The following is a 26,685-nucleotide window of genomic DNA, read 5'->3' as shown; positions in this document are numbered from 1 at the left end:
AAGTTCCAGACGGTGCCTTGTATGGGCAAGGGTGATTGCGACTGCAGACCGCGCAAGCCGGCTTTCGTTCATCCGCGAAGCGCAGAAAAAAGCCGCCTTGCGGCGGCTTCAGGGAAACCAGTGGGTTCAGACTCAACTCTTGTCGGCAACCTGCGCCATCGCTTCCGGGCGCTTGGCGCCCGCGAAGCGCTTGGCCCAATAGCCTTCCTTCAAGCTTGAAATTTCGACCGACTTGCCTGTCGCGGGCGAATGGATGAAGCGACCATTGGAGATGTAGATGCCGACGTGCGAGATCGCGCGCTTGCCGTGAGTACGGAAAAACACCAGGTCACCCGGCTGCATGTCGGCCCGATTGACCTTCAGGCCAGCGAGGAACTGCGACGCCGAATTGCGTGGCAACTGCATGCCCACCGCATGGGCAAATACGTAACGGACAAAACCGCTGCAATCGAACCCGGTCGACGGATCGCGACCACCGCGCACATAACGGGTATCGCGCAGCCCCATCGCCACCGCGAGCAGGGATTTGCGCAGGTCGGTGATGTTCGCGCTTACTGCGGCAACCGCGGCATCTTCTCCATCACCATCGTTCGCCTCGACGTTCTTTGCCACGGCGGCGGTGTTATCCGCGAATATCGCACCCGCCTCGGGAACCACGGTTTGGGCCAGGCCGGCAACCGGGTTGAACGCGGGGAACTCAGCCAGCAACGGCGTGCTGAAGCTGTCAATCAGCATGGCATCCAGCGGGGCCGGCATTACGGTAGCGACCTTGCCAGCAACAGTGGCGAGCGGCGCAAGCGACTTGGCTTGAAGGGGTGCAGATACCAGCAGCACAGAGAGGAGCGCGGTGGCGGCAGTCAGATGCTTGAAGGACATGCTGGGGAAAGATCCTTGTTATTCACTGGATTGGCCCCGCGGAGGCAGCCAAAAACGTGACGAAGGAGTGAACTTAACAAGAAGGGGCTAGCCAGATGTTCGATTACGGTTAACTGAACTCTGCCGTTCCGAAAAACTGGGATGCCGCGCACAATCAACTAATTGATTGATTCCAATGCATTTACGTTCAGACCTTTGCTTCAGGCCAGTAATACGAATCCGGGTAAGCCCGCTTTCCAAAGATCGCCGTACCGATTCGCACCTCAGTCGCACCTTCCGCAATGGCCAGCGGAAAATCACCACTCATACCCATGGATAACCCTTGAACATCATGACCTTGTAGCACCGACTGGTCGCGCAATTCGCGCAGCAGGCGGAAGCAGCCGCGCACTTCCTCGGTTTCTGTGGAGTGGATCGCCAGGGTCATCAGGCCGCGTACGCGCAAAGTGTCGCAGCCACGCAAGGCGCTCAGGAAACCGGCTAGCTGTTCAGGTGGCAGTCCGTACTTGCTGGGCTCGGCCGAGGTCTTCACCTGCACCAACACGTCGATCGCGCGCCCTTCATGCTGCAGCCTTCGATCGAGCGCCTGCGCCAGCTCCAGCCGGTCCAGCGATTGCACTTCGCTGGCCAGCCGGGCCACGTCCTTGGCCTTGTTGGTCTGCAGGTGGCCGATCATCACCCAGTCGACGTCGCAATCCTCCAGCGGCGCAAACTTGTCGCGGATCTCCTGCACCTTGTTCTCGCCGAAGCGGCGCATGCCCAGCGCCACCCCGGCGCGGATCAGATCAGGGCCGAAGGTCTTGCTGACCGGCAGGATCGCCACCTCGGCCGGGTCGCGGCCGGCCTCGTGGCAGGCAGAGTCAACCCGACGCCGGATCTGCGCCCAGTTGTCGGCCAGCCACGCGTTGTCGTTGTCCATGCGCGTCGCCCTGATCAGGCCTTGCTGCCCTGCTGGTGATGACGCGCCACCACTTCGGCAACCACCATGGTGACTTTCTTGCCGGTCGGAATGTGCAGGAATTCATTCGGGCCGTGTGCGTTGGAATGCGGGCCGAGCACGCCGGTGATCAGGAACTGTGCCTGCGGGAATTTCTCGCCCAGCATGCCCATGAACGGAATGCTGCCGCCCTCGCCCATGTAGGTGGCCGGCGCGCCGAAATGATTCTGCGAAGCCTCGCTGACCGCCTGAGCAAGCCACGGCGACAGCGCTGGCGCGTTCCAGCCGGAACCGTCCTTTTCCAGCGTGAAAGTAACCTTGGCGCCGTACGGCGGGTCCTTCTCCAGCAGTTGCTTGACGAACTCACCCGCCTTGGCGCCGCTCAACGTGGGCGGCACGCGCAGGCTGAGCTTGACCGAAGTGAACGGACGCAGCACGTTGCCGGCGCTTTCCAGCGGTGGGATGCCGCCGATGCCGGTAACCGCCAGCTGCGGGCGCCAGGTGCGGTTGAGCACCAGCTCGGCCAGATCCTTGGTCACCGGCTGCATGCCGTCGACCCACGGAAATTTGTCGTAGATGTCGTCGCCCAGCACTTCGGCAGACAACCGCGCCTGATCGATGCGCTGCTGCGGGATATCGACGTAGAGTTCTTTCGGCTTGATCGTGCCGGTGGTCGGATCTTCCAGTCGCGACAGCAGCTCGCGCAGGATGCGGAAGCTGGACGGCACCACGCCGGACGCGTCACCCGAATGCACGCCTTCTTCCAGCACCTGCACGCTGAGGTTGCCGCCGGTCATGCCGCGTAGCGAGGTGGTCAGCCACAGCTGGTCGTAGTTGCCGCAGCCGGAATCCAGGCACACCACCAGCGACGGGCTGCCGATGCGCTCGGCCAGATGGTCGACGTAGAACGGCAGGTCGTAGCTGCCCGACTCTTCGCAGGCTTCGATCATCACCACACAGCGCGCGTGCGGAATGCCCTGCTCATGCAGCGCCAGTAGCGCGGCCAGCGAACCGAAGATCGCATAACCGTCGTCGGCGCCGCCGCGACCGTACAGCCGATCACCCTTGATCACCGGCTTCCACGGGCCAAGGTCGTCGGCCCAACCGGTCATTTCCGGCTGCTTGTCCAGGTGGCCGTACAACATCACGGTGTCGTCGCCCTGACCGGGCACCTCTATATAGATAAGCGGCGTGCGGCCTTCAAGGCGCACCACTTCCAGTGTGGCACCGGGCAGCTGGCTCAGCTTGGAGCGCGCCCAGGTTTCCATCAGCTTGACTGCCGCATCCATGTAGCCATGCGCCACCCAGTCCTTGTCGAACATCGGCGATTTGTTGGGAATACGTATGTATTCAACCAGCTGAGGGACGATTTCGTCGTCCCAGATGCCGCTGACGTAGCGCGAAAGGCGGGCAGTATCCATGGGTTTCACTCCAGCAGGCGAATCAAGTCAGCCATTGTAACAGCGGGCTTCCACCACGCCGACAGGCGATCAGCCGCAACCCACAGACACGCACGCCGAGCGCGTACGCCCACTCTGCGGCTGCTCCCACTGTGCGGGCCGGCAGACGCGGCGCGATAGTGCCATCACGGCACCCGGATGCCGTCATCACCGCCAAGGAGAAAGGACATGCTCAACAAACTCGCCGCCGTTGCGTTCGCACTGGCCGTCGCCCTGCCCGGCCTGTTGCTGGCAGCCACCCCGGTCAACATCAACCAGGCTGATGCGGCCACCATCGCCAAGTCACTGGATGGCATTGGCCCAGCCAAGGCCGAGGCCATCGTGGCCTGGCGCGAAGCGCACGGCCCGTTCAAGAAAGCCGACGACCTCAAGCACGTCAAAGGCATCGGCAAGGCCACGATCGAACGGAACCGCAGCGCCATCCAGCTGGCAGCGGGAGACGGCGCCGATGCTGTCGCCCAAGCTGATGCGCCAGCCAAGGCCGCCCACAAGAGCAAGCAGGACAAGGTTGAGGAATAAGCCGGCACGCGACATTTCATTTCGCCGGCAAGTGGCACGGCCCCCCAGCGGACCGTGCCACTTGCGCTACACTCGCGCGCCCTGCCCAGCGCCCTTCCGGTCATGATTTTGCCGCGTTATCACATTGCCGCCTCGGCCATACACGGCGCCGGCAACGGTTTGTTTCTCGACGAAACAGTTCTTGCGGGCAGCATTATTACCGCGCCGGATGGCATCACCGAAACCTATCGCTACGCCGACATCATGGCCTCGGCGGAATTGCGTGCGCAGTTCCATGCCAGCGCCCGCTGGTTCGAGGACCGCTACACGCTGTCGCCCGACTGGCCGGATGAGTGCTTCATCAACCACAGCTTCACGCCCAATGGCCTGTGGCATCTGGGCTTTGTGTTTGCGCTGACCGACCTGCCCGCCGGCAGCGAGATCACGGTGGATTACCGGCACCTGCTGCCACCGGGCCAGGCCGAGGATTTTGTCGATTCGGTCACAGGTGAGACAATCACCGGATTGTCCTGGCACGAAAGTCTTGCCAGCAGCACTCATGCACTGGCTCAACTGCTGGCTGCCGCCCACCGCTGATCGTGATGTTTGATATTCCAACCATAGAAACGGCGCGTCTGCGCCTGACTGCGCTGACCGAGCGCCATTTCGACGATTACGCCTCGATGCTGGCCGACCCGGCCAGTACGCGCTGGATCGGCGACGGGCAGCCGTTGGATCGCACCAACGCATGGCGCTCACTGGCGATGTTGCTGGGTCACTGGCAGCTGCGTGGTTGCGGCATGTGGGCGCTGGAGTTGAGGCAGACCGGTGAATTCATCGGTCGCGCCGGCCTGATGTATCCCGACGGCTGGCCGGATCTGGAAATGGGCTGGATGCTCAAGCCCGAACACCGCCATCAGGGCTATGCCACCGAAGCGGGCAACGCCGTACTGGAATTTGCCTGGAACCAGTTGCACGCCAAGCGCGTCATCAGCCTGGTGCGTATCGGCAACGAAGCCTCGGACCGCGTCGCCGAACGTCTGGGTGGCGAGCACATCGAAGACATGGACTTCTACGGCAGTCACAGCCACGTGTTTGCCTACTACCCGCCACACCGCGAGCATCGCCGCGCCTACGGCTGAGCGCTGCCTCGTCTGACGCCGGCACGCGCAAGTCCGCCAAACCGATACCTGATGGCAACACCCTGCAAAGACCAAAGGATTGCGGAGAGCCGACCTGCCCTCCGCAATCCGTACTTCAGAGTGCCGACGGCATGCCGCTACCGCTGCGCGACGAGGTCAGCGAGCGCGCCACCTCGGCCAGCGCGAACAGGCGCGCCACGCGCACCCAGCCGATCACCAGCACCAACAGCTGAGCCAGCAACATCGCCAATAGCAGGCCAACCACACCGACCGCAGGCGTGTGCACGCGAGCAACTCCGATCGCCATGGCGATCGCGTAGCCAATGACGCTGATCAGCAGGTAGCCCAGCAACGTACTGAACGGACGACGCAGCAACTGCATGACGCCGCGACCCATTGCACGCGTGGCCGAGCGCAGCCCGGTGTCTGCAATAAAGGCCGCACGGCTGGACTCGACAATTGACTGCGCCAGCACGAACAACACGCCGGCAACGAACAGCGCCAGATGCGAAGCCCGGTCAGCCTGCGATTCCAGTACGGCCTTGTCGCCAACGTCGCCTGCCATGCCCATCACCATGCCAATCAGCGCAGCCATGACCACATATGGCAGCAGCGACCACAGCATCAGGCGGAACATGCGACCGTACTCGACGACGCCGCACTGAAGCAGATGACTGAACCCCAGCGTGCGCCCAGCCCGCCCCGTACCCACCACCATGCCGTTGAGAAACGGCAACAGCAGCACGGTCAGCAGCATGCCCGACAAGGCGAGACCACCGAACCAGCTCGACATGTTGAGCGCTGTCATGCCATCAGTGAGCATCGCGCCACTGAAGGTCGTGGCCCACTCCTGCACATGGATCGAATGATCGAGCACGCTGCTGATGGCGCGCCAGAACGGCAGACTGACCACCGCCGTTGGCAACAGCAGCAGCAACACCCACAGCAGCAACAATCGCCACTGCATGGCGGCGAACGGCGCGCGCATCAGGGCAGCCGAATCCACGCGGCGTGAAATACGTGCAGTCTTCATCACAGCGTCCCCATCAAGGCGTAGAAAGTCTGAAAGAAGGAGGCGACATCCGCGCTCCAGCGACGCGAAGCGGTGCCATCGGCCTTGGTGGTCCGACTGTCGTTGAGCGTATTCGCGTCCAGCAGAATCTTCTGCCCGGGATCGACCGTGGCGGATACCGCCTTGACCGGCTTGGTGAAGGTGAACCGCTTCCAGCGACTGGCATCATCCCACTGCACTGTCTCGCTGCTGTCGTCGGCGAACCTGACCAGCACGCTGCGCGGCACCGCCGCACCGGTGCGACGCACGGTGATCGTCGACAGCCACGAATACGGACCGCCATGTTTGGCGTCCTTGTTCGCCTTCTTCCATGCGGCACGGGCGTCGTCGATCTGCTTGTCCACATCCTTGTCGGTCAGCGTGACGCGCTTGCCGTCACGCAGATCGGTACCCGTACGCGGCACCTGTTCCTCGTTCTCGATCGAGATCACGCTGGCGTCGACCTTGTCGGTGCCATAGACCTGCGAGGCAAAGATTGCATTGACCAGTTCCGGCTTGCCGGAACCTTCGGCCAGCGCATCGCGCAGATCGGCTGCGTCGGGATGACGGAATTTCCAGCGCTCGTAATACAGCTTCATCGCCTTGCCCATTGCCTCGCGGCCGAGCAGGTTTTCCAGCGTGCGCATGGTCGCTGCCGTGCGCGAGTAGACCGAACCGTAGCTGTTGCTGGACATGCGATCCCAGGAATTGGAATCGAGCGAATCGGACGGCACGCCAATACCGACGACGCCCGAGAGACGCTCCGCTTCGAACGGATTCAGGTGCGGTGCAAAGCCCAGCTTGCTCAGCAGTGGCGTGGTGACCCAGATGTCCTGCTTGCGATCGACCAGCATGCGGTCGTCCCAGTACTGGTTCATGCCCTCGTCCAGCATCGGTTCCTCGAACTCGTTCGAGCCGAGGATGCCCATGAAATAGCCGTGGCCGAATTCATGGATGGTGACGAAATCGATCCCGTACTGGCTCGACGTGTTCGGCGTGACGTTGTTGTAACCCTCGGCGGTGAAGAACGTCGGGTACTCCATGCCACCCGCCTCACTGGCGTTGTACGGCGGCACCACGACGGTGACCGTCTTGTAGGGATATGGACCCAGCGTATTGGAGAAATAGGTCAGCGAATCGGTGCTGGCTTTGAGCGCCGGCTGCGCGCTGGCCTCGTACTCAGGCGGATAGATCACCTGCAAGTCGACCTTGGGGCTGCCGGGTCCGGTCCACGTGGTTTGCTGCACCTTGTAACCCGGCGCAGCGACCCAGGCGAAATCTTCGACGTCGGTCTGCACAAAATGATGGGTGACCTTGTCGCCCGCTTCCACCGGTACGCCCTGCTCTTCACCCACCGCGCCGACGGTATAGCCCTTGGGCACGGTCAGCTTGACGTCGAAGTTGCCGTAGTCGGCGTAGAACTCACTCTGGTAGTGAAATTCATGCGCGTTCCAGCGCGGCGCCGTGGCACCGCGTTCGCCGGCCAGTTCCAGCACTGCAATCTTCGGGAACCACTGGCCGACCAGGTGGAAGTCGCCAAACCAGCCGGTGCGCTCAACCACGCGTGGCAGCTGATCGTGGAAATCGATATCCAGATTCAACGTGCCCTGGGCCGGGACCGCCTGCGGCAGATCCAGCTCCACCACGGTCTTGTCGGTCTTCGGACCGCCATCGGGATGCACAAAGCGCCAGCTCACGTTCTGGCCACCTTGCTGCACCTTGTTCAATTCGATGTAGCCCCACTCGCCGTCTTTCAGGCTGGCGTTGCCGCGCGAATGACCGCTGCCTGAAAACATGCGCCGCTCGGTGAAGAACGTGCTGCCCGGACCTTCAAACGCGTTGAGGTAAAGATGCAGGTAGATCTTGCTGACCGGCTGGTTGCTGCGATTGCGCCAGGTCATCGTCTGCTTCGCGTCGACCGTGTGCCTGGCCGGGTCCAGCGTGGCCTGGATGGTGTAGCTCACCACCTGGTCGGACAAGGTGGCCGGATGTTCACCGCGTGGACCGCCCCAGGCGTCGGTCGCACTGGGCACCTGGAAATTCGCCGCCGTCGATGAGACCAACGGAATGTCGGCAGCCACCGAACTGGCGCTGACCGGAACCATCACCGATTCATTGACCGTTGTACTTGCCGGCGCTGGCGCCGCTGTCTGTGCCATCACTGGCAGTGCCGCAACCGCAAAGGTTACGGCACACAAATATCCCCACTTGCATGCAACTGGCCGCATGTTTGTCGCTCCCCTGGACAATCGTCACAGAGTGCCCGCAGGCAGCAAATCCGGCATAGGCCATTGGTCATGCGTGTCCGACGAAAGATCCTGCTGTCAGCCCGACCGCATCGACAGCGCGTTCGACGACGCGTTCAGTAAACGTCGCGCCGATAGCGACCCTGTTCGCGCAAATGCTCCACGCGGTGACTGCCGAGCACGTCGCGCAACACCGCATCAATACCAGGTGCCAGACCATCCAGACTGCCGCACACATAAATGCACGCATCCGCATCCACCCATCGCGTCAAAGTCTCCGGCGCCTCACGCAGTCGCTGCTTTACATGGACGCGTTCGGCCTGATCGCGCGACCACGCAAAGTCCGCACGCTCGATCCAACCATCGGCGATCCATCGCTCGATCTCTTCGCGGTAAAGAAAATCATGCGCCACTTGACGCTCGCCAAACAGCAGCCAATTGCGTCGATGACCCGCCGCGATGCGCGCCTTGAGCAGTGCGCGCAAAGCCGCCAGCCCGGTGCCATTGCCGATCAGGATCATCGGCCGCGCATCGCGTGGCGCGTGGAAGTTGGCGTTGCTGCGCACGCGCAAGGCGATCTCGGTGCCGATCGCTGCGTGCTCGGTCAGCCAGCCCGAGCCGAGCCCGAGATAGCCACCACGCCCGCGCATCTGGCGCACCAGCAAATGAATGGCGCCATCTTCCGGCAGCGACGCAATCGAGTACTCGCGATGCGGCAATAACTGCAGCATCGCCGCCACGGCATCTTCGTCCAGCCCGACCACCTCGTCCGACTCAGGCAGCCGACAGCGCGCGAGCAGATCCGCCAGCGGCAGTCGCTGTTTGCGTCCGAACGCCACTCTGATCTGGCCATCCAGTGCGTGCGTCGCCAGCCACGTCGCTACCCGGGTCGATGCATGGCGCGGACCGACTTCAACCAGATCCCCAGCTTGCCAGTTGACGCTGCCCTCCAGCGGCTCAAGCGCCAGATGAAAACAGGGCTCACCCACGCTGCCGGCGTTCAACAGGTCTCGCTCAACCAGTTTCCACGCCTGATATTTCGGCGCCTGCCAGTCCGGCAAATCGCTGATGCCGGAGATCGCACCAAGATGATGCTGCCAATGCCGCAAGCTCGCCGCGTCCTCACTGTCCACCTCCACCGGATCGAACAAGGGCTGCGCACCACTGGCCTGCAACCAGCGCTGCAGCTGACGGCCGAAACCGCAGAAGTCTTCGTAGTCGCTGTCACCCAGTGCCAACAAACCGTAGCGCAGACCAGCCAGCGCGGCATGCTGATGCATCACTTGCCGGTGCAACGCGAGCGCGCTGTCCGGCGGCTCGCCGTCACCGGTGGTGCTGACCACGAACAACACGCGGTCGGCAGCGCGTAGCTCTTCCATCGTGAGCTGGTCGATGCCATCCAGTCGTGCGCTCACGCCTGCAAGCTGCAGACTTTGCAAAGTTTGCCGCGCCAGCTGCTCGGCAAAACCGGTCTGGCTGGCGTAGACCACGCGTACGGCACTATCCGCAGGCACGACATGCACATCGCCGACAGCGTAAGCGCCGCCAATGGCGGATGCGTCAGCCGCCATTTCCTGCACGACGGTTGGCCTGCGCAGCACGCAAGCCCGCCGATGGTGCAACCCGCCAAGAAAGATCGGCAGCACGAGCCACGCCAGCGTCCAGTCCAGCCAATACTCGCCACGTCGGTCGATCCAGCTCCACCCGCCTGCCTGCAACGCAAGGCACAACATCGTGAGCAGTCCGAAAGCCGCCAGCAGCCGTGCATTGCTGAGCGCCGCACGGCGTATCACGCTTGCATCACGCTGCATCATGAGCACGGTATTCCAGGGAAGACGAACAACACGCACCTGACGAATTCATCGCCGTTGAAGTTGGTGGCGGAACGCTTGTCGGCCAGCTTCGTGCGCCTTCGGTCATCCATACCGCTTATCTGGTTGGGTGCAACCAGCGGTGTCGCCACCATGTTTCGCGCGCGGGCGATCGCGCCACCGATGAGCACACCTGGCAGCCATCCAAACAGATACAGCGTCGGGCTGATCTCCTGCCACGGGCGCCGCTCGCATATCCAAACCGCGCGTCGCTGCGGATAATGGAGTGCGCGGGGTAGCTGGAACCGCAGCATGTTTGTCCGTCTTTCGCGTCGCCGGCCAATTCGGGGAACTGCGACAAGGAGTAGGGGTCTGGATGAACGCGGTGGCAGGCTGCAGAGCACTGCATTCCGGCTACCCGGTCAGTTCATTAGACAGTAAACGCGAATCATTCGCAATGATAAGCCGCAATTCAATGCGGAACCTGATGCCTCGTCATAGCACCCCCGGAGTATCCCGATGCGTATTCTTCTGGCCGAGGACGACTCCGACATCGCCGAAGGCATCTGTGCGTCACTGCGCCATGGCGGGCATGCCATCGACCACGTGTCGCGCGGCAATCTCGCCGACGCAGCCCTGCACGACCATGAATATGACCTGCTGATACTCGACCTGGGCCTGCCCGCGCTGGACGGCAGCGAGGTGCTGCGCCGATTGCGCAAGCGCGGCACCAGCCTGCCGGTACTGGTGGTGACCGCCCGCGACGGACTGGCCGAACGTGTCCGCGTACTTGACCTCGGTGCCGACGACTATCTGGTAAAGCCCTTCGCCTTGGCCGAGTTCGAGGCGCGTGTGCGCGCACTGCTGCGTCGTGCCAGCAGTCAAGGCAAGCCGGAACTGCAACTGGGTCGACTGCGGCTGGACTTGCCCGGCCACCGTGCATGGATCGAGCAAACGCCGCTGGAACTCACGGCGCGCGAATTCGGCCTGCTGGAGGCTCTCGCCCTGCGCGCCGATCGCGTCACCAGTCGCGCGCAGCTGGTCGCCGCCCTGTGTGACTGGGACCAGGAGTTGACCGACAACGGCCTGGACATCGCCATCCACCGTCTGCGCCGCAAGCTGCGTGGCAGCGGCACCGGTGTACGCACGATCCGCGGGCTGGGTTATCTGCTGGAGGAAATGGATGGTTTCGGGGGCGATCCCGCATGACGCATTCGCATACGCGTTCGTCCCGACCAAGCTTGCGCGGGCGGCTGCTGTTGCTGTTGCTGGTGCCGATGGGCGTCCTGCTTTTGCTGGATGCGGTAGCCAGCTATGGCATTTCCCTCACCTATGCCAATCGGGTGCACGACCGAGACCTGGGCGAAGACGTACAAACCCTGGCAACCATGGTCGGCGACCAGCAACTGGGTGGGGACCTGTCACCCCAGGCGCGCTTTCTGCTCGAGTACGATCCGGGCGGCCGCAGCTACTTCAGCATACGCAGCACCCTGCATGGGTTGTTGGCCGGGAACGGCCAGCTTCCGCTGCCGGCACAGGTCCCACTGATCGGAAAGCATCCCGTCTTGTACGACACGACACTGGCCGGAAAGCCACTACGGGCCGCATCCGTCCACGTCGCCATACTCCACGATCCACACGACAGCCTGATCGTCACCTCCGCCGAGACCTTCCGGGACCGCCACCAGCAGGCGCGCGAAATCCTGCTGCTGGCGACGGTGATACAAACGCTACTGGTCGTCAGCGTGCTGTCACTGCTGTGGTTTGGCGTGGGCCGCGGCCTGCGCGTGCTGGATCCACTGACCGCGCGACTGGCCACGCGCAACCATGAGCTAACCCCGATCGATGGCCCCGATGTTCCGCTGGAAATTCGCCCCCTGACACGCACCATCGACGCGCTGTTCGATCGCCTGCGCAAGATGCTCGCGCTGCACGACCGCTTCATTGCAGACGCCGCTCACCAGTTGCGCACGCCGCTGACCGGACTCAGCCTGCATATCGAACACGCGCTAGCCGATCCGCGACCGGAAACCATGAGAGACGCGCTGCAGCACATCCAGCGACTGACCCGGCGCACGGCACGCACAGCCGCCCAGTTGCTTTCACTGACGCGCGCGCAGGCACCGTCGCTGGATATGGATGAGCGTGGTCTGATCGATCTCGCCCGAATGATTCCCGACGCCGTATCACAGCGGGTGCACGAAGCCCTCCGTGCGGGCGTGGATCTCGGCTACGAAGGCGGCAGCGAAGTCTGCCCGGTGATCGGTGACGCTGCCAGCCTGAACGATCTGCTGGACAACCTCGTCGACAACGCCATGCGCTACGCCGGCCGCGGCAGCATCGTCACGGTCAAGCTGCAGGCACATGCCGATGGCAGCAGCAGCCTCATCGTCGAGGACAACGGGCCCGGCGTGCCGCCCGAATTGCTGCCACGACTGAGCGAGCGTTTCTTTCGTGTGGCCGGCAGCCACGAAGATGGTAGCGGATTGGGACTCGCTATCGTCCAGCGCATTGCCGAACGGCACCAGGCCACGGTGAGCTATCGCCTTGCCGATGCGCAAGGCCTGTGTGTCGAGGTGCACTTTCCGGTACCTGACAGTCCCTCCACACTCACTGCCGCTCGCGATGAACAAGGCAGCTATAAGGCATGATTGCACCGTCTATCGATGTGGCTCAGGGGAAAGAAAGATTCCTCGGAGACAATCAGATAGCTTCACTGGAACGTCGCCATGGAAATCAGTACCCCGTGTCACATCGTCTGAGCAAGGCCACCAGGAAGATACATTGGCGCAGTTGGCTGGTAGGTGCCGCCTGCAGCGTGCTCGCCGCTTGTGCCGCACCCGTCCCACAGCTGAAGCCACCGATACCGGCGCAATGGCAACATCAGATTGCCGCCAGTACGGTGCAGCCCACCGACCTCAACGGCTGGTGGCACAATTTCCACGATTCTGATCTCGACACGATGGTCCAGCGTGCACTGACAGGCAATCTGGATCTGGCCCAGGCCATCGAGCGCCTGCGCGCGGTGCGTGCGATGCACGAGCGCTCAGGCGACCACTATCTGCCGTCGTTACGCGCAAGCACCAACGACGTAATCGACCCGGATGCTAGCGCTTCCTACTTCCTGGTCGGCTTTGATGCGAGCTGGGAATTGGGAATGTTCGGCCGTGCCGAAGGCACCCGGCGCGAATCGCAGGGCCAACTCGACGCCGGCGTAGCGGACCTGCGCGCTGTCCGGGTAACACTAGTGGCTGAGGTGGTGCGCGAATGGATCAACCTGCGCACTGCCCAGCAACAGGAACATTTGTTGGCGAATATCAGCGCAGCGCGCCGCGATGCATTGCAGCTGGCGCAAGCGCGGCAACGTCTGCAGCTTGCAGCACCGGATGCATCGAACCGCGCACAGGCAGCACTCGAACAGGCCCGGTCGGCACTCGCTGCCTCAAAAACAGCCATCAACGCCAGCGCGCAAAAACTAGCGGCACTTCTGGGGCAGAACCATCCAGACCCCACTTGGCTACAAACGGCCCCCGTACCGGAGCTGGGTAGCTGGAAAGTTGACAGCACGCCAGCCGACATGTTGCGCAGCCGGCCGGAGATCGCACGTGCCGAGGCCGAGGTCCTGACCGCGGCCGGCGAATTGGCCATCGCCCACGCCGACCGTTTTCCACGGATCGGCCTCGGTGGCTCGATCAACTGGTCCACTGACATCGACAACAACCGCAAGCATACCAGCACGCCAAACGCGATTGACTCGTTCGGGCCAGAGATAAGCATTCCGTTGTTTGACTGGGGCATTCGGCTCGCTGCCCAACACGCCCGCGACCATCAGCTGAAAGCCAGTGTGCTGGCTTATCGACAGGCGGTGCTGCAAGGCGTGAGCGAAGTGGAAACCGCACTTGGCAGCGTGCAGCAACAGCGACTGCGAGAGCAATATAGCCTGGCTGCATGGCAGGCCCTGCAACGCGCCGACAAGGCCGTGCAAACTCGCGTGAACCTGCAGTTGGCCAGCCCGCTTGATCGCAACGAAAGCCGCGTGGTCGTCGATCAGGCTGCGCTCGATCTGGCGGACGCTCGCGCCGCTCACGACCTCGCGTACGTCGCTTTGTTCAAGGCACTCGGGGGCGCCCCGCTACCGGTTGCTGGCGATCCGGACGAGGTACAGCACTGATGGTCGCGCTCGCCCGTAAAACACTGATCTACGAGTGGCGGCGCTTTCTTCCGGCGATGCTGGCGGTCGGCTTTGCCGGCCTGCTGCAACTGCTGCAGATCGCCTTGGTACTTGGCATCTTTGGCAGCACCAGCCTGTATGTCACCGGCTCGGCGGGTGACGTCTGGGTGGGCTACCCCGGCACGCAAAGCGTGGGACTTGGCCGCTCGATCGATGCCGATATCGAATCGCGCATGCTGATGGACCCGCAGGTGCAGCGAGTCGAGCCCTATCTGTGGGTCGACGGCGACTGGCGCGGACCACGCGAGACGGGCGGCGTCTCGGTCTACGTCTCCGGCATCGATCCGGCCGCCGACGGCCTGATGTTCGCCAAAGTCCTGCCACCGGCCATGCGCGCACGACTGGCCGAACCCAACGCGATCATCGTCGACCGTTCCGCACTGGACCAGTTGGGTGTCGGCATCGGTCAGATGGCAACCATCAATGGTCAACGCGTGCGGGTGGTCGGCATCAGCAGCGGCTTGCGCGGTCTGGGCGGCGTAAACGTGTTGTGCTCGCTGGACACCGCACGACGACTCGACAATGACCTCCCCGACAACGGCCCCACTTATCTGGTCGCCAGCTTGCGTGACCCCACCCAAGCCAACGCAGTGGCTGCACGCCTGCGTGGCACGACCTCCTTTGGCCCCTACACCGCGTGGAGCGCCAGCGACTTCGCGAACATTTCGGTTCGCTACTGGCTGTTCGACACCGGCGCCGGTGCCGGTGTCATGTTCCTCGCTGGCATCGTCTTCCTGGTTGGCGCCGTGATCACCAGCCAGACGCTGATCGCCGCCGTCAACGGCTCGGTGCGCGAATACGCTACCCTCAATGCGTTAGGTGTCGGCGTCAGTGCGCTGCGCAAGGTGGTGCTGGAACAAGCCTTCTGGGTTGGCGCGCTCGGCCTGCTCGGCGCCAGCCTGCTTGGAATCGTGCTGCTGTTGCTGGCGCGCAGCCAGGATGTGCCCGTGGTATTGAATATCCCGGCCGCGCTGACTTGCATCGCACTGGTGATGGGACTGGCCGCCGTATCCGGACTTGCAGCGATGCGCAGCCTTCGTCGCGCTGATCCGGCAACCTTGCTGCGATGAACACGATGCCGTCTTCCCATCTCACCGAAACGGCGCACTCGCCGGCACTGCAGGCAAGCGAAGTCAGCAAGGCCTTCGTCTCCGGCCATCAGCGCACGCAGGTTCTCGACGGCCTGAGCTTGAGCATCGAAGCGGCCGAACTGACCCTGATCTCGGGGCCTTCCGGCTGCGGCAAGAGCACCCTGCTGGCGATTCTCAGCGGACTGCAGCAAGTCGACAGTGGTAGCGTGCATGCGCTCGGCAGCGACCTCGGCCAACTTGACCTGCGTGCGCGCGAACGCTTCCGCCTGCAACATACCGGCTTCGTGTTCCAGGGCTTCAACCTGTTCCCCGCGCTAAGCGCGTTCGAGCAGGTTGAATTGCCGCTAAACCACATGGGGCTCACCCGCAGCGAGGCGCGCCAGCGCGCACAACAGTCGCTGGAAGAAGTTGGCCTGGGCCATCGCATGCAACTGCGCCCGTCCGAACTTTCCGGCGGCGAAAAGCAGCGAGTGGCGATCGCCCGCGCGCTGGCCAAGCAACCTCAGCTGCTTTTCGCCGACGAACCGACCAGCGCGCTTGACGCCGCCAACGGCCAGATCATCATCGACATCCTGCATCGGATCGCCCACTCCCACGACACGACTGTGCTGTGCGTGAGCCATGATCCGCGGCTGGTCGTCCACGCGGATCGGGTACTAGCGATGGAAGATGGCCGCATCCTCAGCGACCGCCGCAACTCGGCGACGGTCATCGATCCCCAGAGAACTTCGCCATGAAGCCGTCCGTATTTCATTCATTGCGACACGTCATCCAACTTGATCACTGCATGGCGCTGGTCATGGTCGTGCTGCTCGCCGGGTGTTCTGCCGGCGAGGCACCCAAATCCGACGCTGCCCAGCCAACCGCTTACGCGGCCGTCGCGCGTGGCCGGATCGACATCGAAGGCGGCCTGCTGAATCTGACCATGGCGCGCGAAGGCGTTCTGTCCACCGTCGCCGTGCATGAAGGCGAGCATGTCAGCAAGGGGCAACTGCTAGCCACGCTGGATGCCGAGCCAGCCAAGCTGGCACAGGCCAGCGCCCAGGCTGAACTGGAACAGGCACGCGCGCAGGCAGGATTGCTCGATATCAAGCTGGCCGCCGCGAAACAGCGCGCGCAGCGCCTGACGGCTGCAGCTGCTGCGGGCGCGGGCGATGGTCAGAGCGCCGATGATGCCCGCGAAGCCGCCGCCCTGCTCGATGCGGATCGGCAAACCAACCGTGCCGCCATCGACATCGCCAGCGGCAAGCTGGACGAGGCCCGCTACGAAGTGAAGCAGCGCAGCCTGGTCGCACCGTTCGACGCCGAGGTGATACACGTCTCGGCGCAACCGGGAGCCAGCATATCGCCCAGCTCGGGACCGCTGTTCGTGCTGCTGCCAAACAAGCCACGCATCGTGCGCGCCGAGCTCAACGAGAGTTTTGTCGGCACCATCCACCCCGGCATGCCAGCCGAAGTCGTCGCCGACAGCGCCGGCAACCCCACCCCGTGGCCTGCCCATGTCCTGCGTGTTGGTCAGGTTTACGGCCCCGCCTCACTGGAGAACGATCCGCAGGTGCGCGCCAATGCCCGCACGGTGGAGTGCGTACTCGCGTTCGACCAACCGCAGTCACTGCGCATCGGCCAACGGGTGATCGTACGCTTCGGTGCCGGTACCACGCCGACCAAGGCAGCCCCCGCCACGGCGCCAGCGAAAGACTGAGGAAACCGCCATCGGCGATCATTCGGGGCAACCGCCGGCGCGATTCGGCGACCGCTCACTTCTTCAGGCAACCGCGTGATCCAGCAAACCGACTTTTTCTTCGAGGGTGGCCGCAGCGGCGTCTTGCTGATCCACGGCCTCACCGGCACGCCGATGGAAATGCGCCTGCTCGGCAAGGGCCTGAACAAGGCCGGTTTTACCGTACACGGGATGCAACTGGCCGGACACTGTGGCGATGCCAACGATCTGCTCGCCACCGGCTGGCGCGATTGGTACGCCAGCGTGGAAGCGGCTGCCGACACCATGCTCACCAAGGTCGACCATCTGTTTGTCGGCGGCCTGTCGATGGGCGCGCTGCTGGCACTGAAGTTGGCAGCGGACCGGCCGCAGCAGATCGCCGGCGTCGGTGTCTACGGTGCCACCTTCCGCTACGACGGCTGGAGCATCCCGCGCATGGCGCGGCTGTCGTTCCTGCTGCCGCTGCTGAAGAAAGTCGGGATCGGGCGCGGGCGCAGCTTCATGGAGCAACCGCCTTACGGCATCCGCGACGAGCGTTTGCGTGCCCAGGTCAGCACGGCAATGCTGAGCGGCGACAGCGCCGCGGCCGGCCTGCCCGGCAACCCGTGGTATTCACTGGCCGAAATGTATGGCCTCGCGGCTGACGTGCGACGCCAACTGCCGCAGGTAAGTTCGCCCTGCCTGGTCGCCCACGCCAGCGAAGACGATGTGGCCAGCGTGAAGAACGCTGAACTGGTGATGCGTGAAGTCAACGCACCCACCGAACTGCTGCTGCTCGACGACAGCTACCACATGATCACCATCGACAAGCAACGACGCACCCTGATCGAGCGCTCGGCAACCTTCTTCGGCAGCATCGCCGAAGCCAGCGATGCCCAGCGCGCCGCGGCCTGAGCATGCCTTCCACCGGTGCCTTCTCAACCTTGGTCGCCAGCCTGTGGCTGCTCAACGTCATCCTCGATACCGGGGGCCAGCTGGCCTTCAAGGCGGCCGCCGGGGATCAGCATGCCGGCGACGGTCTGGAGCGTTGGAAATACATGGCTGCGCGGCCTTGGCTATGGCTCGGCGTGGGCTGCTACGTGATCGAATTTCTGGTCTGGATCGCGTTTCTTTCGCTGATTCCGCTGTCCGAAGGTGTGTTGCTCGGTTCGATCAATATCGTGGCGATCATGATTGCCGGACGGTTTTTGTTCGGTGAAAAGCTGACCCGGCTTCGGGTCATCGGCATCAGCCTGGTGACACTCGGCGTGGTAATCGTGGGAGTCGCCGGATGAAGCGCTTCTACCTGTTTGGCTTCCTGCTGTTGATGGTGTTCGACACGCTGGCGCAAATCAGCTTCAAGTACGCCGGCACCCAGGCGTTGCCGGTGCAGGCCAGCGTCGCATGGGTGCTGCGTGTGTTCGGCCAGCCCTGGGTCTACGGCGCGGTCGTCGGTTACGTGGGCGCGTTCTTCACCTGGATGGCGCTGCTCAAACATGCGCCGATCGGGCCCGCGTTCGCCGCCTCGCACCTGGAAGTGGTGTCGGTGATGCTGTTGTCGATCTGGCTGTTCGACGAACACCTCACGCTTGCCCGCGTGCTGGGCGCGATCGCCATCGTCGCCGGTATCGTGTGCCTGGGCCTGGCCGAGAGCCGCGAGCAAGTACCGGAAGAAGAGTCCGCTCCGGCACAAGCCTGAGCGCTCCGCTACGCTGCGCGCATGCTGCCCCGTCGCCAACACGAACTGCCACCCACCGCCGGACTGCCGCTGCGGCTGAGCGACCTGCGACCGGGTGCACCGACGCTGGCTGCCGACATTGCCGCGCAGCTCGGCACGCCGCCGCTGCAACTGGAATGCTCCGGCACCGCGTGCCTGCTGATCGCGTTGATCACGCTGAGCGAATTGCAACCTGCGCGTCGCCGCGTAGTGGCACCCGCCTTCACCTGCCCGCTGGTCGCCATCGCGGTGCATCAGGCCGGGCTGGAATTGCAGCTGTGTGATCTGCGCCCCGATCACTACGACATGGATCCCGCCGCACTGCGCGCGGTCTGCGACGAACATACGCTGGCGATCATCCCCACCCATCTGGCTGGCCGTGTCGCCGATGTCGAGGATGCGCTTGCCGTGGCCCGCCTCGTCGGTGCGTACGTCATCGAGGACGCCGCGCAGGCGCTGGGCGCACGCCACCATGGCGTTAGTGTCGGCATGGGCGGCGACGTTAGTTTTTTCAGCCTTGCCGCCGGCAAAGGCTTGTCGATCTATGAAGGCGGCCTGTTGCTGGCGCGTGAGCCGGCATTGCGCAAACAGCTGGCGCACACCTCGGCACGCATCGTGCCGAGAAGTGTCATCCGGGAATGTCAGCGCAGCATCGAGTTGCTTGGCTACGCAGCGTTGTATCGCCCCGGCGGCCTGCAACTCGCGTATGGCCGTCCCTTGCGTCGCGCGCTGCGACGTGGTGATCCGGTCACCGCCGTCGGTGATGATTTCCCGCTGACGATTCCACTGCATCGTGTCGGCCGCTGGCGACAGGCGGTAGGAACGCATGCAGCAACACGACTTCCGGATTTCGACGTACAACGGGGGGTGTTGGCACAGCGGCGCCTGCCTCGGCTGCGTGGCATCGACGGCGTCCGCGTGATGCAGGATCCGGCCGATGCCCGAGGCGCCTGGCCCTTCTTCCTGCTGCTGTTGCCCGACCCGCAACGGCGAGATGCCGCGCTCACCGAACTGTGGTCCTCCGGCCATGGCGTCAGCCGCCTCTTCATCCATGCCCTGCCCGACTACGCCTACCTCGGCGGTCTTGTGCCCACGCCGGACGTACCGCATGCACGTGACTTCGCCTCACGCAGCCTGACCATCAGCAACAGCCCGTGGATGAACGACGCGGATTTCGAAGCGATCTGTGGGGTACTGGAAACCGTGCTGCGCTGAGTCACACCGAACGCGCAGCAATTCCCGCGAGCAGTTGCAGGTTCAGCGCATGCTGTTGCGCCTGCCACTCGTCCAGCATCGCCGGATCGATCTCTGGCTGCTCGTCCATCGCGGACAACCGGCGCTTCCACCAGCTGCGATAGCGGTAGTGCGACACCTCACCATTGATATCGCTGCCCACCAGGCCGTGACGCAGGCTGTCGATCATGCTCAGCGCATGCCGGGTCAGCAGCCGGCCTTGATCCCAGTTGGTGCGAGCTACCTCAGCCGCGAACACGTCCTTGTCGATCGACAGATAACTCGGCAGCGTCTGCGTACGCTGCGAGTCGACAAACGCATCGACCATCGCCTCGGGCGTATCGAAATTACGGAACGCGTGCGCCAGGCCGAGCCGTTGCGACCACTCGGTGTCCACGCCAATGCTCCAGTAAGTGAGCTTCTGTCGACGCAGCGGTGTCAGGTAGTTTTCCCACGCGTGGCCACTGCCGATATCGGTCGAGGTGATACCAAGCACATGCACGTGACTGACTTGCGCCAGCATCGCCACCTTGCGCACCCAGGAGCCGCAATGCACCCCGAACGGAAAGCGCATGTTGTCGGGATGGTTGTCCAGCACCACAACCTGAAACGGACGGTCGGCAGGAAGACGGGCGATCAGTGGCCAACTCAGGTGATGGAAATCGCCGCTGCCCAGGAACACGGTACCGTGGTCTGCCGGCAGCAGTTCGTCCAGCGCCACAGCGAAGCGGCGCATGGTTGCCAGCGAGCAAGCGAAGCGGAGTGACTCCTGCCAATGCTCCAGCGGCACCACCAGACGATCACGCAGAGGCCCCACCGAGCGATCGATGTCGAGTACTACCGGGCGGTTGGCAATCTCACTCATGCGCCGACTCCTTCGCGGCCTGCCATTGTCGATCACTCTCGAAGTGGCTGCCGAGACGGCGCAGCAAGACGCGCAACAGCGGATTGCGCGCATACACCGCGTGGCGAGTGAAGGTCATGCTGGCACCAAGAAAGGACTTCACTTCGGGATCGGTCCAGCCGGCGACGTAATGGGTGAGATCGCGCTGGAGGGCGTAGTCGAGATTGTGCATCCAGCTGACAAAGTACAGGTTGTGCTCGCGTGCCTGCGGGTAGGCAAAGCCGACGTACTTGTCGATCAGCTTGCCGCCGTGTTCGTAGCAGAGATTCCAGCCGATCATCTGCCCGGCGTGGTGATAGACAAAAACCACGCCGCCACTGGCAGCATCCTGCAGCAGGGCCCGGAAGAACGCCGCGCCGAGCCGGTCGAAATGGGTTTCGCTTTGCGCGTACACGTTGTCAAACAGGGCGTGGAACGCGGCGAGCGTAGCCTCATCGGCGAAACGCGCATCACCGGTCGGCACCGCCTCGATCTGCAGATCGGCCAGCGAGCGCAGCTTGCGCCTGATGTTCTTGCGCCGACCGGAAGACAGCCGCGCCAAGTAGTCATCGTTCGAGTCAAAGTCGATCGGCACCCAGGCCAGCGCCTGGCCCTCCAGCAGCACGAAGCCTTGTGCCTCGCAGGCGCGGGTGAATTCGCGCGCATACGCATTGTCGGCCTCGCCGAGCAACGGTGAGTCCTGTGCAATGTCCTTGACGATCAGCAAGCGGCAGTCACCGGCATAGGCCTGTTTCAATCCCTGCGCCAGCGCAGCGGGTGCCACCGCGGCGGGCAAGGGTGCATATTCACAAACGGTGCTGCCGGCGAAGCGCGTGCGCCAGCGCAGCAGACCGCCCCACCAACGATACCCCGGCAAGCTGGTAATGCGCCGACGCAGCGCGTCGTCGGCTGTGGTCAGCAGGTCGAACGGGGCCACGAAGCCGGGCATGCCCTGCGCCGAGAAATCCGCCACAAAACCCGCGGGCGGATGCGCCATGAAGTGAGCCAACAAGCTGTCCGGCTCGAGCTGTGCGATGAAAGGCATGTGTAAGCGAGCGTCCCTAGACTGGTTCATGCAAGATATTGCCTGCCGCCAGGAATCCCCGCGCCATGAACGATACGACCCAACAGCAAGTTTTCGAGATCATCGCCAAGCAGGCGAAGGTCGATGTCAGCCTCATCAAGCCCGAGTCGACGCTGAAAGACTTGGGCGTGGCATCGCTGGACGCGATCGAGCTGATCTTCGACATGGAGGAGCACTTCAACATCACCTTCCCCGACCAGCAAGGCGCCAACTTCGACAGCGACACGGTGCAAAGCCTGGTTGAGGCGGTGCAGAAAGGACTGGACAACAAGGCCGCGGCCGGCGAAGGCGCACACTGATGCCCAGTCTTCCGCGCCGTGTCGCGATCACCGGCATGGGGGCCATCAGTCCGTTTGGCAGCGGCGCCGATGCGTTGTGGCAAGGCTTGCGTGAAGGCCGCAGCGCGATTGGTCCGCTGCGGCATCCGGATGCTGACCGGCTGCGCGTGAAGATTGCCGCCCAGGTGCCGGCCAGTTTCGACCCCGCGACGGGAATCGATGAACGTACGCTGCCCCTGCTGGACCGCACCTCCGAATTCGCCCTGCATGCCGCACGCGAAGCGATCACCCAGTCCGGCATCGATTTCAGCGACCGCGCTCTGGGCGCACGTACCGCGGTGGTCGTGGGCACCGGCGTCGGCGGGGAAACCACGCAGGACGAACAAAGCCGCCGACTTTACGCGGAGAACGCACAGCGCTGCCATCCACTCAGCATCGTGCGGCTGATGACCAATGCCTCGGCCAGCCAGATCAGTATTGCCTGGGGTCTGCGCGGGCCTACGTTTGCCGTGGCCAGCGCCTGTGCTTCGGCCAACCACGCGATCATCCAGGCCGCGCAGATGATCCGTTACGGCATGGCGGATGTCGCCATCACCGGCGGCACCGAAGCCTGCCTGACCTACGGCGCGCTGCGCGCGTGGGAAGCGATGCGAGTGCTGGCCGACGACACCTGCCGGCCGTTCAGCGCCAATCGCCGCGGACTGGTACTCGGCGAGGGGGCCGGCGTCTTCGTGCTGGAATCGCTGGAGCACGCTCAGGCGCGCGGCGCGACGATTCTTGCCGAACTGGCGGGCATCGGCATGACCGCTGACGCCACCGACATCGTGATGCCCAGTGCCGACGGTTCCTCGGCGGCGATGACTCAGGCACTGGCTGATGCCGGACTGGCACCGCAGGATGTCGACTACATCAACGCGCACGGCACCGGCACCCAGGCCAATGACGTCACTGAAAGCCGGGCGATCCGGCTGGCGTTTGGCACGCATGCCGATCGGCTCGCGGTGTCCTCCACCAAGTCGATGCATGGCCATGCGCTGGGCGCCTCCGGTGCGCTCGAACTGGTCGCGGTGATCGGCGCGCTGCGCGACAGCGTGGTACCGCCTACCGCCAACCTGGACCAGATTGATCCAGCCTGCGACCTCGACTATGTTCCGAACATCGCCCGCGCCATGCCCGTGCGGGCCGCGCTGAGCAACTCGTTCGCGTTTGGCGGACTGAACGCGGTATTGGCGCTCAAGCGCGCACCATGACGGCACCGCGACCATAGAAGCAAACCACGTCGCGCCACATTGTAGGGCGGGCCTTGCCCGCCGCTCCAGGCGCCGTACGTCATAACGGCAGGCGGGCAGTGCCCGCCCTGCGCATTGAGGAAGAAAACGGAACCCGGCGCTCGCGCGCCGGGTTCCGTTTGCGCACGATCGGCGCACAAGCAGTATCAACCCTTCTTGGCCTTGGTCAGCAACTGGTCCAGCAAGCTGATCGCCAGATCGATCTCCTCATGGGTGATCTCCAGCGACGGCGCAAACGTGATCACGTTCTTGTACCAGCCGCCCACATCGAGCACGAGGCCGATCTTCTTGCCGTTGTGCTCCAGGTCACCGGCCAGGCCGATATCGACCATGCGGTCGAGCAACGCCTTGTTCGGCGTGAAGCCATCCTCCGTGCAAATTTCCGCGCGCAGAGCCAGGCCAAGACCATCGACGTCGCCGATTTCCTTGTGCCGCTTCTGCAGGTCACGCAAGCCTTCGAGGAAATGCGCACCCTTCTTCGGCACGGTGGTCTCGTAGTCCAGCTCGTACCCCATCTTGATCACTTCCAGACCCAGCGAGGTACCCAGCGGATTGGAATTGAAGGTGGAATGGGTCGAGCCCGGCGGGAAGATGGTCGGGTTGATCAGCTCTTCGCGCGCCCACAGACCGGACAGCGGATTGAGGCCGTTGGTGAGCGCCTTGCCGAACACCACGATATCTGGCGTTACACCGAAGTTCTCGATCGACCACAGCTTGCCGGTGCGCCAGAAACCCATCTGGATTTCGTCGGAGACCATCAGGATGCCGTACTGATCGAGCACCTTCTTCAAACCCTTGAAGAAGCCCGGCGGCGGAATCACGTAGCCACCGGTGCCCTGGATCGGCTCGACGTAGAACGCCGCGTATTCGCACTGGTTCGTTTTCGGATCCCACACGCCGTTGTATTCGGTCTCGAACAGACGGGCGAACTGGTTCACGCAGCTATCCGAGTATTCTTCCGGCGTCATGCCCTTGGGGCGACGGAACGGATACGGAAACGGCAGGAACATCGCGCGCTCGCCGAAGTGGCCGAAGCGGCGGCGATAGCGGTAGCTGGAGGTGATCGATGAAGCGCCCAGCGTACGGCCGTGATAGCCGCCTTCGAACGCGAACATCAGGCTCTTGCCGTTACGCGCGTTGCGCACGATCTTCAAGGAATCCTCGATCGCCTGCGCACCGCCCACGTTGAAATGTACGCGACCGTCCAGACCGAACTTCTTCTTCGCATCCAGCGCAATCGTCTTGGCCAGCTCGATGCGGGTCTGGTGCAGGTACTGGCTGGCCACCTGTGGCAACAGGTCGATCTGGTTCTTAAGCACGTCGTTGAGACGCTTGTTGCCATAACCGAAGTTGACCGCCGAGTACCACATCTGCAGGTCGAGGAACGGCGTGCCGGCGGTGTCGTACATGTAGCTGCCGTTGCAGCCGCGGAAGATTTTCGGCGGGTCGACGTAATGCACAGTGTCGCCAAACGAGCTGTATTTCGCCTCATCGGCGAGCAGCTGGGCATCGTCGATCACCACCGAAGTGTTCTTGTCGAAAGCGTTCATGGGGAGTCCGGTATCGGGGAAACAGAAGGGGGAAAACGTGTGTGCCGGTGCAGCTCACGCTGCCGACAAGGCAGCCACGGCGGAACGTTCCAGCAGACTGCCGTCGAGCAGTTGCGGCAACAATTCGAGGGCGTCCTCGAAGCCGGTGATCGGCACATAGGGAATGCCGGTAGCACGGCAGTGTTCGATCAGCCGATGCTTGGCGAACACGAAATCGACGCGGTCGGCAGCACAGAAATCCGAGGCGCCGTCGCCGATCAACAAGGTTTTTGCACCGCCTTCACGCGCCTGTGCCACGCAAGCGCACTTGCACGTGCCGCTGCGGCAGCCGTCCGCCTGGAACGGCGAGGTCAGCTGCCATTGCTTCGGCGGCTCGGCCGGCGCCAGATGGTTCGCCGCCAGGGGCAGGTCATTGAGGCCGTAACGCGCCAGAATCCGGTGGATTGCATAATCAAGGCCGTCACTGACGACCCGCAGCGGCACGCCAAGTTCGCGTGCCTTGGCCACGAAGCCTGGAAACGCATGGTCGATCCATATCTCGGCCAGATGCGCGTCCAGTTCGTCACGCGTCATCTGCAGCAGGTCGACCTGTCCGGCCATGCACTCGCGCGAGCCGATGCGACCGGCGCGCCAGTCTTGTTCCAGCACTTCCCAACCGGGACGGCCGAAACGGTCGAGCAGTGAATCGATCACGTCCTCGACGGAAATGGTGCCGTCGAAATCGCACAGGATGGTCCAGCCGGGCACGGGCATTGCACACTCACACGGATATCAGTTCATGCCATCTTAGGAACCCTGCCTTTCCAGCTCCTTTCCGCGCCTGTCGACAAGGTTTCCGCCCCTTTCTAAGCAAACCAAAAGCTGTCCTGCGTAGCTTTGGTGTGCAATGGTCAGCAGAAGTTGTCTGGCCCGGAGAAAGACATGCGCACCCTGCCCCCGCTGCTGTTCTGTGTGGCCCTGCTGACCTCGACAAGCACCTTCGCGTCAGGCGGTCCGCTGGGCATCGACCATCGCATCCACTATGACAACAGCGGCATCTGGAAGCGCAAGGACCAGAAGCTGTTGATGGCCGGCACCATCACCACCGTGCTCGGGGGTGCGCTGGTCTTCGGCGACCAGAGCAAACTGGGCGATACCTTCTGGCGTTCCGTGGACGCGCTCGCGGTAACCAGCATCGGCACGACGGGACTTAAGCTGGCGTTCCAGCGTGAACGCCCCTCGCAGACCAGTGATCCCAACCGCTGGTTTTCCGGCACCCACGCGCAAAGTTTCCCCAGTGGTGAAGTCGCCGCGATCTCGGCGGCAGTCACGCCGTTCATGGTCAATTACGGCCAGGATCATCCCGCGATTTACGCGCTGGCACTGCTACCGGTTTACGATGCCGTGGCGAGGGTCAAGACTCACGGCCACTGGCAAAGTGACGTACTGGTCGGCGCAGCGATCGGCACCGGCGTCGGCTTGTGGGCATCGCATCGAAACTCTCCGTTGATCCTCGGCTGGCTGCCCGGCGGCTTCCAGGTCGGCTTCATCCACCATTTCAAATAATGATGAGTAGAACCCCAGCTTCCGTGAGCCCACTCACCAAACACCTGTGCACTGGCCTGCTTCG

27 protein-coding genes are annotated in these 26,685 nt (G+C 63.4%); 16 read left to right on the top strand and 11 right to left on the bottom strand.

All coding sequences use genetic code 11. From position 1 onward, the window contains the following. Window positions 1–132 precede the first annotated feature (132 nt). The 3 genes from PY254_RS07775 to PY254_RS07765 all read right to left on the bottom strand — a co-directional run bounded on the left by PY254_RS07775 (window position 133) and on the right by PY254_RS07765 (window position 3,234). A complete protein-coding gene (locus PY254_RS07775) occupies window positions 133–876 on the bottom strand; it encodes a C40 family peptidase (protein WP_281014887.1) in 744 nt (247 codons plus the stop codon). A gap of 187 nt (window positions 877–1,063) precedes the next feature. Then, on the bottom strand, window positions 1,064–1,795 hold the full coding sequence (locus PY254_RS07770; protein WP_281014886.1) for a YggS family pyridoxal phosphate-dependent enzyme: 732 nt from the start codon (window positions 1,793–1,795) through the stop codon (window positions 1,064–1,066). A gap of 14 nt (window positions 1,796–1,809) precedes the next feature. After that, window positions 1,810–3,234, bottom strand: coding sequence for a M20 family metallopeptidase (locus PY254_RS07765; protein ID WP_281014885.1), 1,425 nt, complete (start codon window positions 3,232–3,234; stop codon window positions 1,810–1,812). 207 nt (window positions 3,235–3,441) lie between these two features. Between PY254_RS07765 and PY254_RS07760 the strand changes: the two genes are divergently transcribed. From PY254_RS07760 to PY254_RS07750, 3 genes are all read left to right on the top strand, one after another. Next, complete coding sequence (locus PY254_RS07760; RefSeq protein ID WP_281014884.1) at window positions 3,442–3,792, top strand: ComEA family DNA-binding protein; 351 nt, start codon at window positions 3,442–3,444, stop codon at window positions 3,790–3,792. A gap of 102 nt (window positions 3,793–3,894) precedes the next feature. Then, on the top strand, window positions 3,895–4,368 hold the full coding sequence (locus PY254_RS07755; RefSeq protein WP_281014883.1) for an SET domain-containing protein-lysine N-methyltransferase: 474 nt from the start codon (window positions 3,895–3,897) through the stop codon (window positions 4,366–4,368). A 5-nt stretch (window positions 4,369–4,373) separates the two neighbouring features. After that, complete coding sequence (locus PY254_RS07750; RefSeq protein WP_281014882.1) at window positions 4,374–4,913, top strand: GNAT family N-acetyltransferase; 540 nt, start codon at window positions 4,374–4,376, stop codon at window positions 4,911–4,913. 115 nt (window positions 4,914–5,028) lie between these two features. Here PY254_RS07750 and PY254_RS07745 read toward each other — a convergent pair whose 3' ends face one another. The 4 genes from PY254_RS07745 to PY254_RS07730 all read right to left on the bottom strand — a co-directional run bounded on the left by PY254_RS07745 (window position 5,029) and on the right by PY254_RS07730 (window position 10,335). After that, entirely contained in the window at window positions 5,029–5,946 is a 918-nt protein-coding gene (locus PY254_RS07745; RefSeq protein WP_281014881.1) for a hypothetical protein, read from the bottom strand. Continuing rightward, the gene (locus PY254_RS07740) at window positions 5,946–8,069 is read right to left on the bottom strand and encodes a M1 family metallopeptidase (protein ID WP_281014880.1); all 2,124 of its coding nucleotides are present in this window, start codon (window positions 8,067–8,069) and stop codon (window positions 5,946–5,948) included. Before PY254_RS07740 ends, PY254_RS07745 begins: the two co-directional genes overlap by 1 nt. 257 nt (window positions 8,070–8,326) lie before the next feature. Further along, the gene (locus PY254_RS07735; protein ID WP_281014879.1) at window positions 8,327–10,024 is read right to left on the bottom strand and encodes a sulfite reductase subunit alpha; all 1,698 of its coding nucleotides are present in this window, start codon (window positions 10,022–10,024) and stop codon (window positions 8,327–8,329) included. After that, window positions 10,021–10,335, bottom strand: a complete 315-nt coding sequence (locus tag PY254_RS07730; protein WP_281014878.1) for a hypothetical protein — start codon at window positions 10,333–10,335, stop codon at window positions 10,021–10,023. Before PY254_RS07730 ends, PY254_RS07735 begins: the two co-directional genes overlap by 4 nt. A gap of 205 nt (window positions 10,336–10,540) precedes the next feature. On the opposite strand from PY254_RS07730, the gene PY254_RS07725 reads away from it, so the two are divergent. The 10 genes from PY254_RS07725 to PY254_RS07680 all read left to right on the top strand — a co-directional run bounded on the left by PY254_RS07725 (window position 10,541) and on the right by PY254_RS07680 (window position 19,974). Next, the gene (locus tag PY254_RS07725) at window positions 10,541–11,230 is read left to right on the top strand and encodes a response regulator (RefSeq protein ID WP_281014877.1); all 690 of its coding nucleotides are present in this window, start codon (window positions 10,541–10,543) and stop codon (window positions 11,228–11,230) included. Continuing rightward, on the top strand, window positions 11,227–12,672 hold the full coding sequence (locus PY254_RS07720) for a sensor histidine kinase (protein WP_281014876.1): 1,446 nt from the start codon (window positions 11,227–11,229) through the stop codon (window positions 12,670–12,672). The genes PY254_RS07725 and PY254_RS07720 overlap by 4 nt, the downstream gene beginning before the upstream one ends. Before the next feature lie 95 nt (window positions 12,673–12,767). Then, window positions 12,768–14,192 (top strand): TolC family protein, encoded by a 1,425-nt coding sequence (locus PY254_RS07715; RefSeq protein WP_281014875.1) that lies wholly within the window; start codon window positions 12,768–12,770, stop codon window positions 14,190–14,192. Next, window positions 14,192–15,322, top strand: a complete 1,131-nt coding sequence (locus tag PY254_RS07710; RefSeq protein ID WP_281014874.1) for an ABC transporter permease — start codon at window positions 14,192–14,194, stop codon at window positions 15,320–15,322. The genes PY254_RS07715 and PY254_RS07710 overlap by 1 nt, the downstream gene beginning before the upstream one ends. Continuing rightward, window positions 15,319–16,080: an ABC transporter ATP-binding protein gene (locus PY254_RS07705; RefSeq protein ID WP_281014873.1), complete on the top strand. Its 762-nt coding sequence runs from the start codon at window positions 15,319–15,321 to the stop codon at window positions 16,078–16,080. The genes PY254_RS07710 and PY254_RS07705 overlap by 4 nt, the downstream gene beginning before the upstream one ends. Then, window positions 16,077–17,045: an efflux RND transporter periplasmic adaptor subunit gene (locus PY254_RS07700; protein WP_281014872.1), complete on the top strand. Its 969-nt coding sequence runs from the start codon at window positions 16,077–16,079 to the stop codon at window positions 17,043–17,045. The genes PY254_RS07705 and PY254_RS07700 overlap by 4 nt, the downstream gene beginning before the upstream one ends. Before the next feature lie 75 nt (window positions 17,046–17,120). After that, window positions 17,121–17,957, top strand: a complete 837-nt coding sequence (locus tag PY254_RS07695; RefSeq protein WP_281014871.1) for an alpha/beta hydrolase — start codon at window positions 17,121–17,123, stop codon at window positions 17,955–17,957. Between the two features lie 2 nt (window positions 17,958–17,959). Continuing rightward, a complete protein-coding gene (locus tag PY254_RS07690) occupies window positions 17,960–18,337 on the top strand; it encodes a DMT family transporter (protein WP_281014870.1) in 378 nt (125 codons plus the stop codon). After that, entirely contained in the window at window positions 18,334–18,741 is a 408-nt protein-coding gene (locus tag PY254_RS07685) for a DMT family transporter (protein WP_281014869.1), read from the top strand. Before PY254_RS07690 ends, PY254_RS07685 begins: the two co-directional genes overlap by 4 nt. A gap of 21 nt (window positions 18,742–18,762) precedes the next feature. Then, window positions 18,763–19,974, top strand: coding sequence for a DegT/DnrJ/EryC1/StrS family aminotransferase (locus PY254_RS07680; protein ID WP_281014868.1), 1,212 nt, complete (start codon window positions 18,763–18,765; stop codon window positions 19,972–19,974). A 1-nt stretch (window position 19,975) separates the two neighbouring features. On the opposite strand, the gene PY254_RS07675 is transcribed toward PY254_RS07680, so the two are convergent. Beyond that, window positions 19,976–20,857, bottom strand: coding sequence for an arginase family protein (locus PY254_RS07675; RefSeq protein WP_281014867.1), 882 nt, complete (start codon window positions 20,855–20,857; stop codon window positions 19,976–19,978). Continuing rightward, window positions 20,850–21,920, bottom strand: a complete 1,071-nt coding sequence (locus tag PY254_RS07670) for a GNAT family N-acetyltransferase (protein WP_281014866.1) — start codon at window positions 21,918–21,920, stop codon at window positions 20,850–20,852. Before PY254_RS07670 ends, PY254_RS07675 begins: the two co-directional genes overlap by 8 nt. Before the next feature lie 65 nt (window positions 21,921–21,985). On the opposite strand from PY254_RS07670, the gene PY254_RS07665 reads away from it, so the two are divergent. Together PY254_RS07665 and PY254_RS07660 are read left to right on the top strand one after the other, a co-directional pair. Next, window positions 21,986–22,258 carry a phosphopantetheine-binding protein gene (locus PY254_RS07665; protein WP_281014865.1) on the top strand — a complete coding sequence of 91 codons (273 nt, stop codon included), beginning with the start codon at window positions 21,986–21,988 and terminating at the stop codon, window positions 22,256–22,258. Next, a complete protein-coding gene (locus tag PY254_RS07660) occupies window positions 22,258–23,487 on the top strand; it encodes a beta-ketoacyl-[acyl-carrier-protein] synthase family protein (protein ID WP_281014863.1) in 1,230 nt (409 codons plus the stop codon). Before PY254_RS07665 ends, PY254_RS07660 begins: the two co-directional genes overlap by 1 nt. A gap of 185 nt (window positions 23,488–23,672) precedes the next feature. Here the strand turns inward: PY254_RS07660 and PY254_RS07655 are convergent, their stop codons facing one another. Together PY254_RS07655 and PY254_RS07650 are read right to left on the bottom strand one after the other, a co-directional pair. Beyond that, on the bottom strand, window positions 23,673–25,076 hold the full coding sequence (locus tag PY254_RS07655) for an aspartate aminotransferase family protein (RefSeq protein WP_281014862.1): 1,404 nt from the start codon (window positions 25,074–25,076) through the stop codon (window positions 23,673–23,675). 54 nt (window positions 25,077–25,130) lie between these two features. Continuing rightward, window positions 25,131–25,829, bottom strand: coding sequence for an MtnX-like HAD-IB family phosphatase (locus tag PY254_RS07650; RefSeq protein ID WP_281014861.1), 699 nt, complete (start codon window positions 25,827–25,829; stop codon window positions 25,131–25,133). A 168-nt stretch (window positions 25,830–25,997) separates the two neighbouring features. On the opposite strand from PY254_RS07650, the gene PY254_RS07645 reads away from it, so the two are divergent. After that, window positions 25,998–26,621: a phosphatase PAP2 family protein gene (locus PY254_RS07645; RefSeq protein ID WP_281014860.1), complete on the top strand. Its 624-nt coding sequence runs from the start codon at window positions 25,998–26,000 to the stop codon at window positions 26,619–26,621. Window positions 26,622–26,685 lie beyond the last annotated feature (64 nt).

The sequence above is a fragment of the Rhodanobacter sp. AS-Z3 genome (assembly GCF_029224025.1).
In the GTDB taxonomy this organism is placed as follows: Bacteria; Pseudomonadota; Gammaproteobacteria; order Xanthomonadales; family Rhodanobacteraceae; genus Rhodanobacter.
Note: the sequence above shows the minus strand (reverse complement) of the source record. Positions and strands in the feature narration are given on the sequence as shown.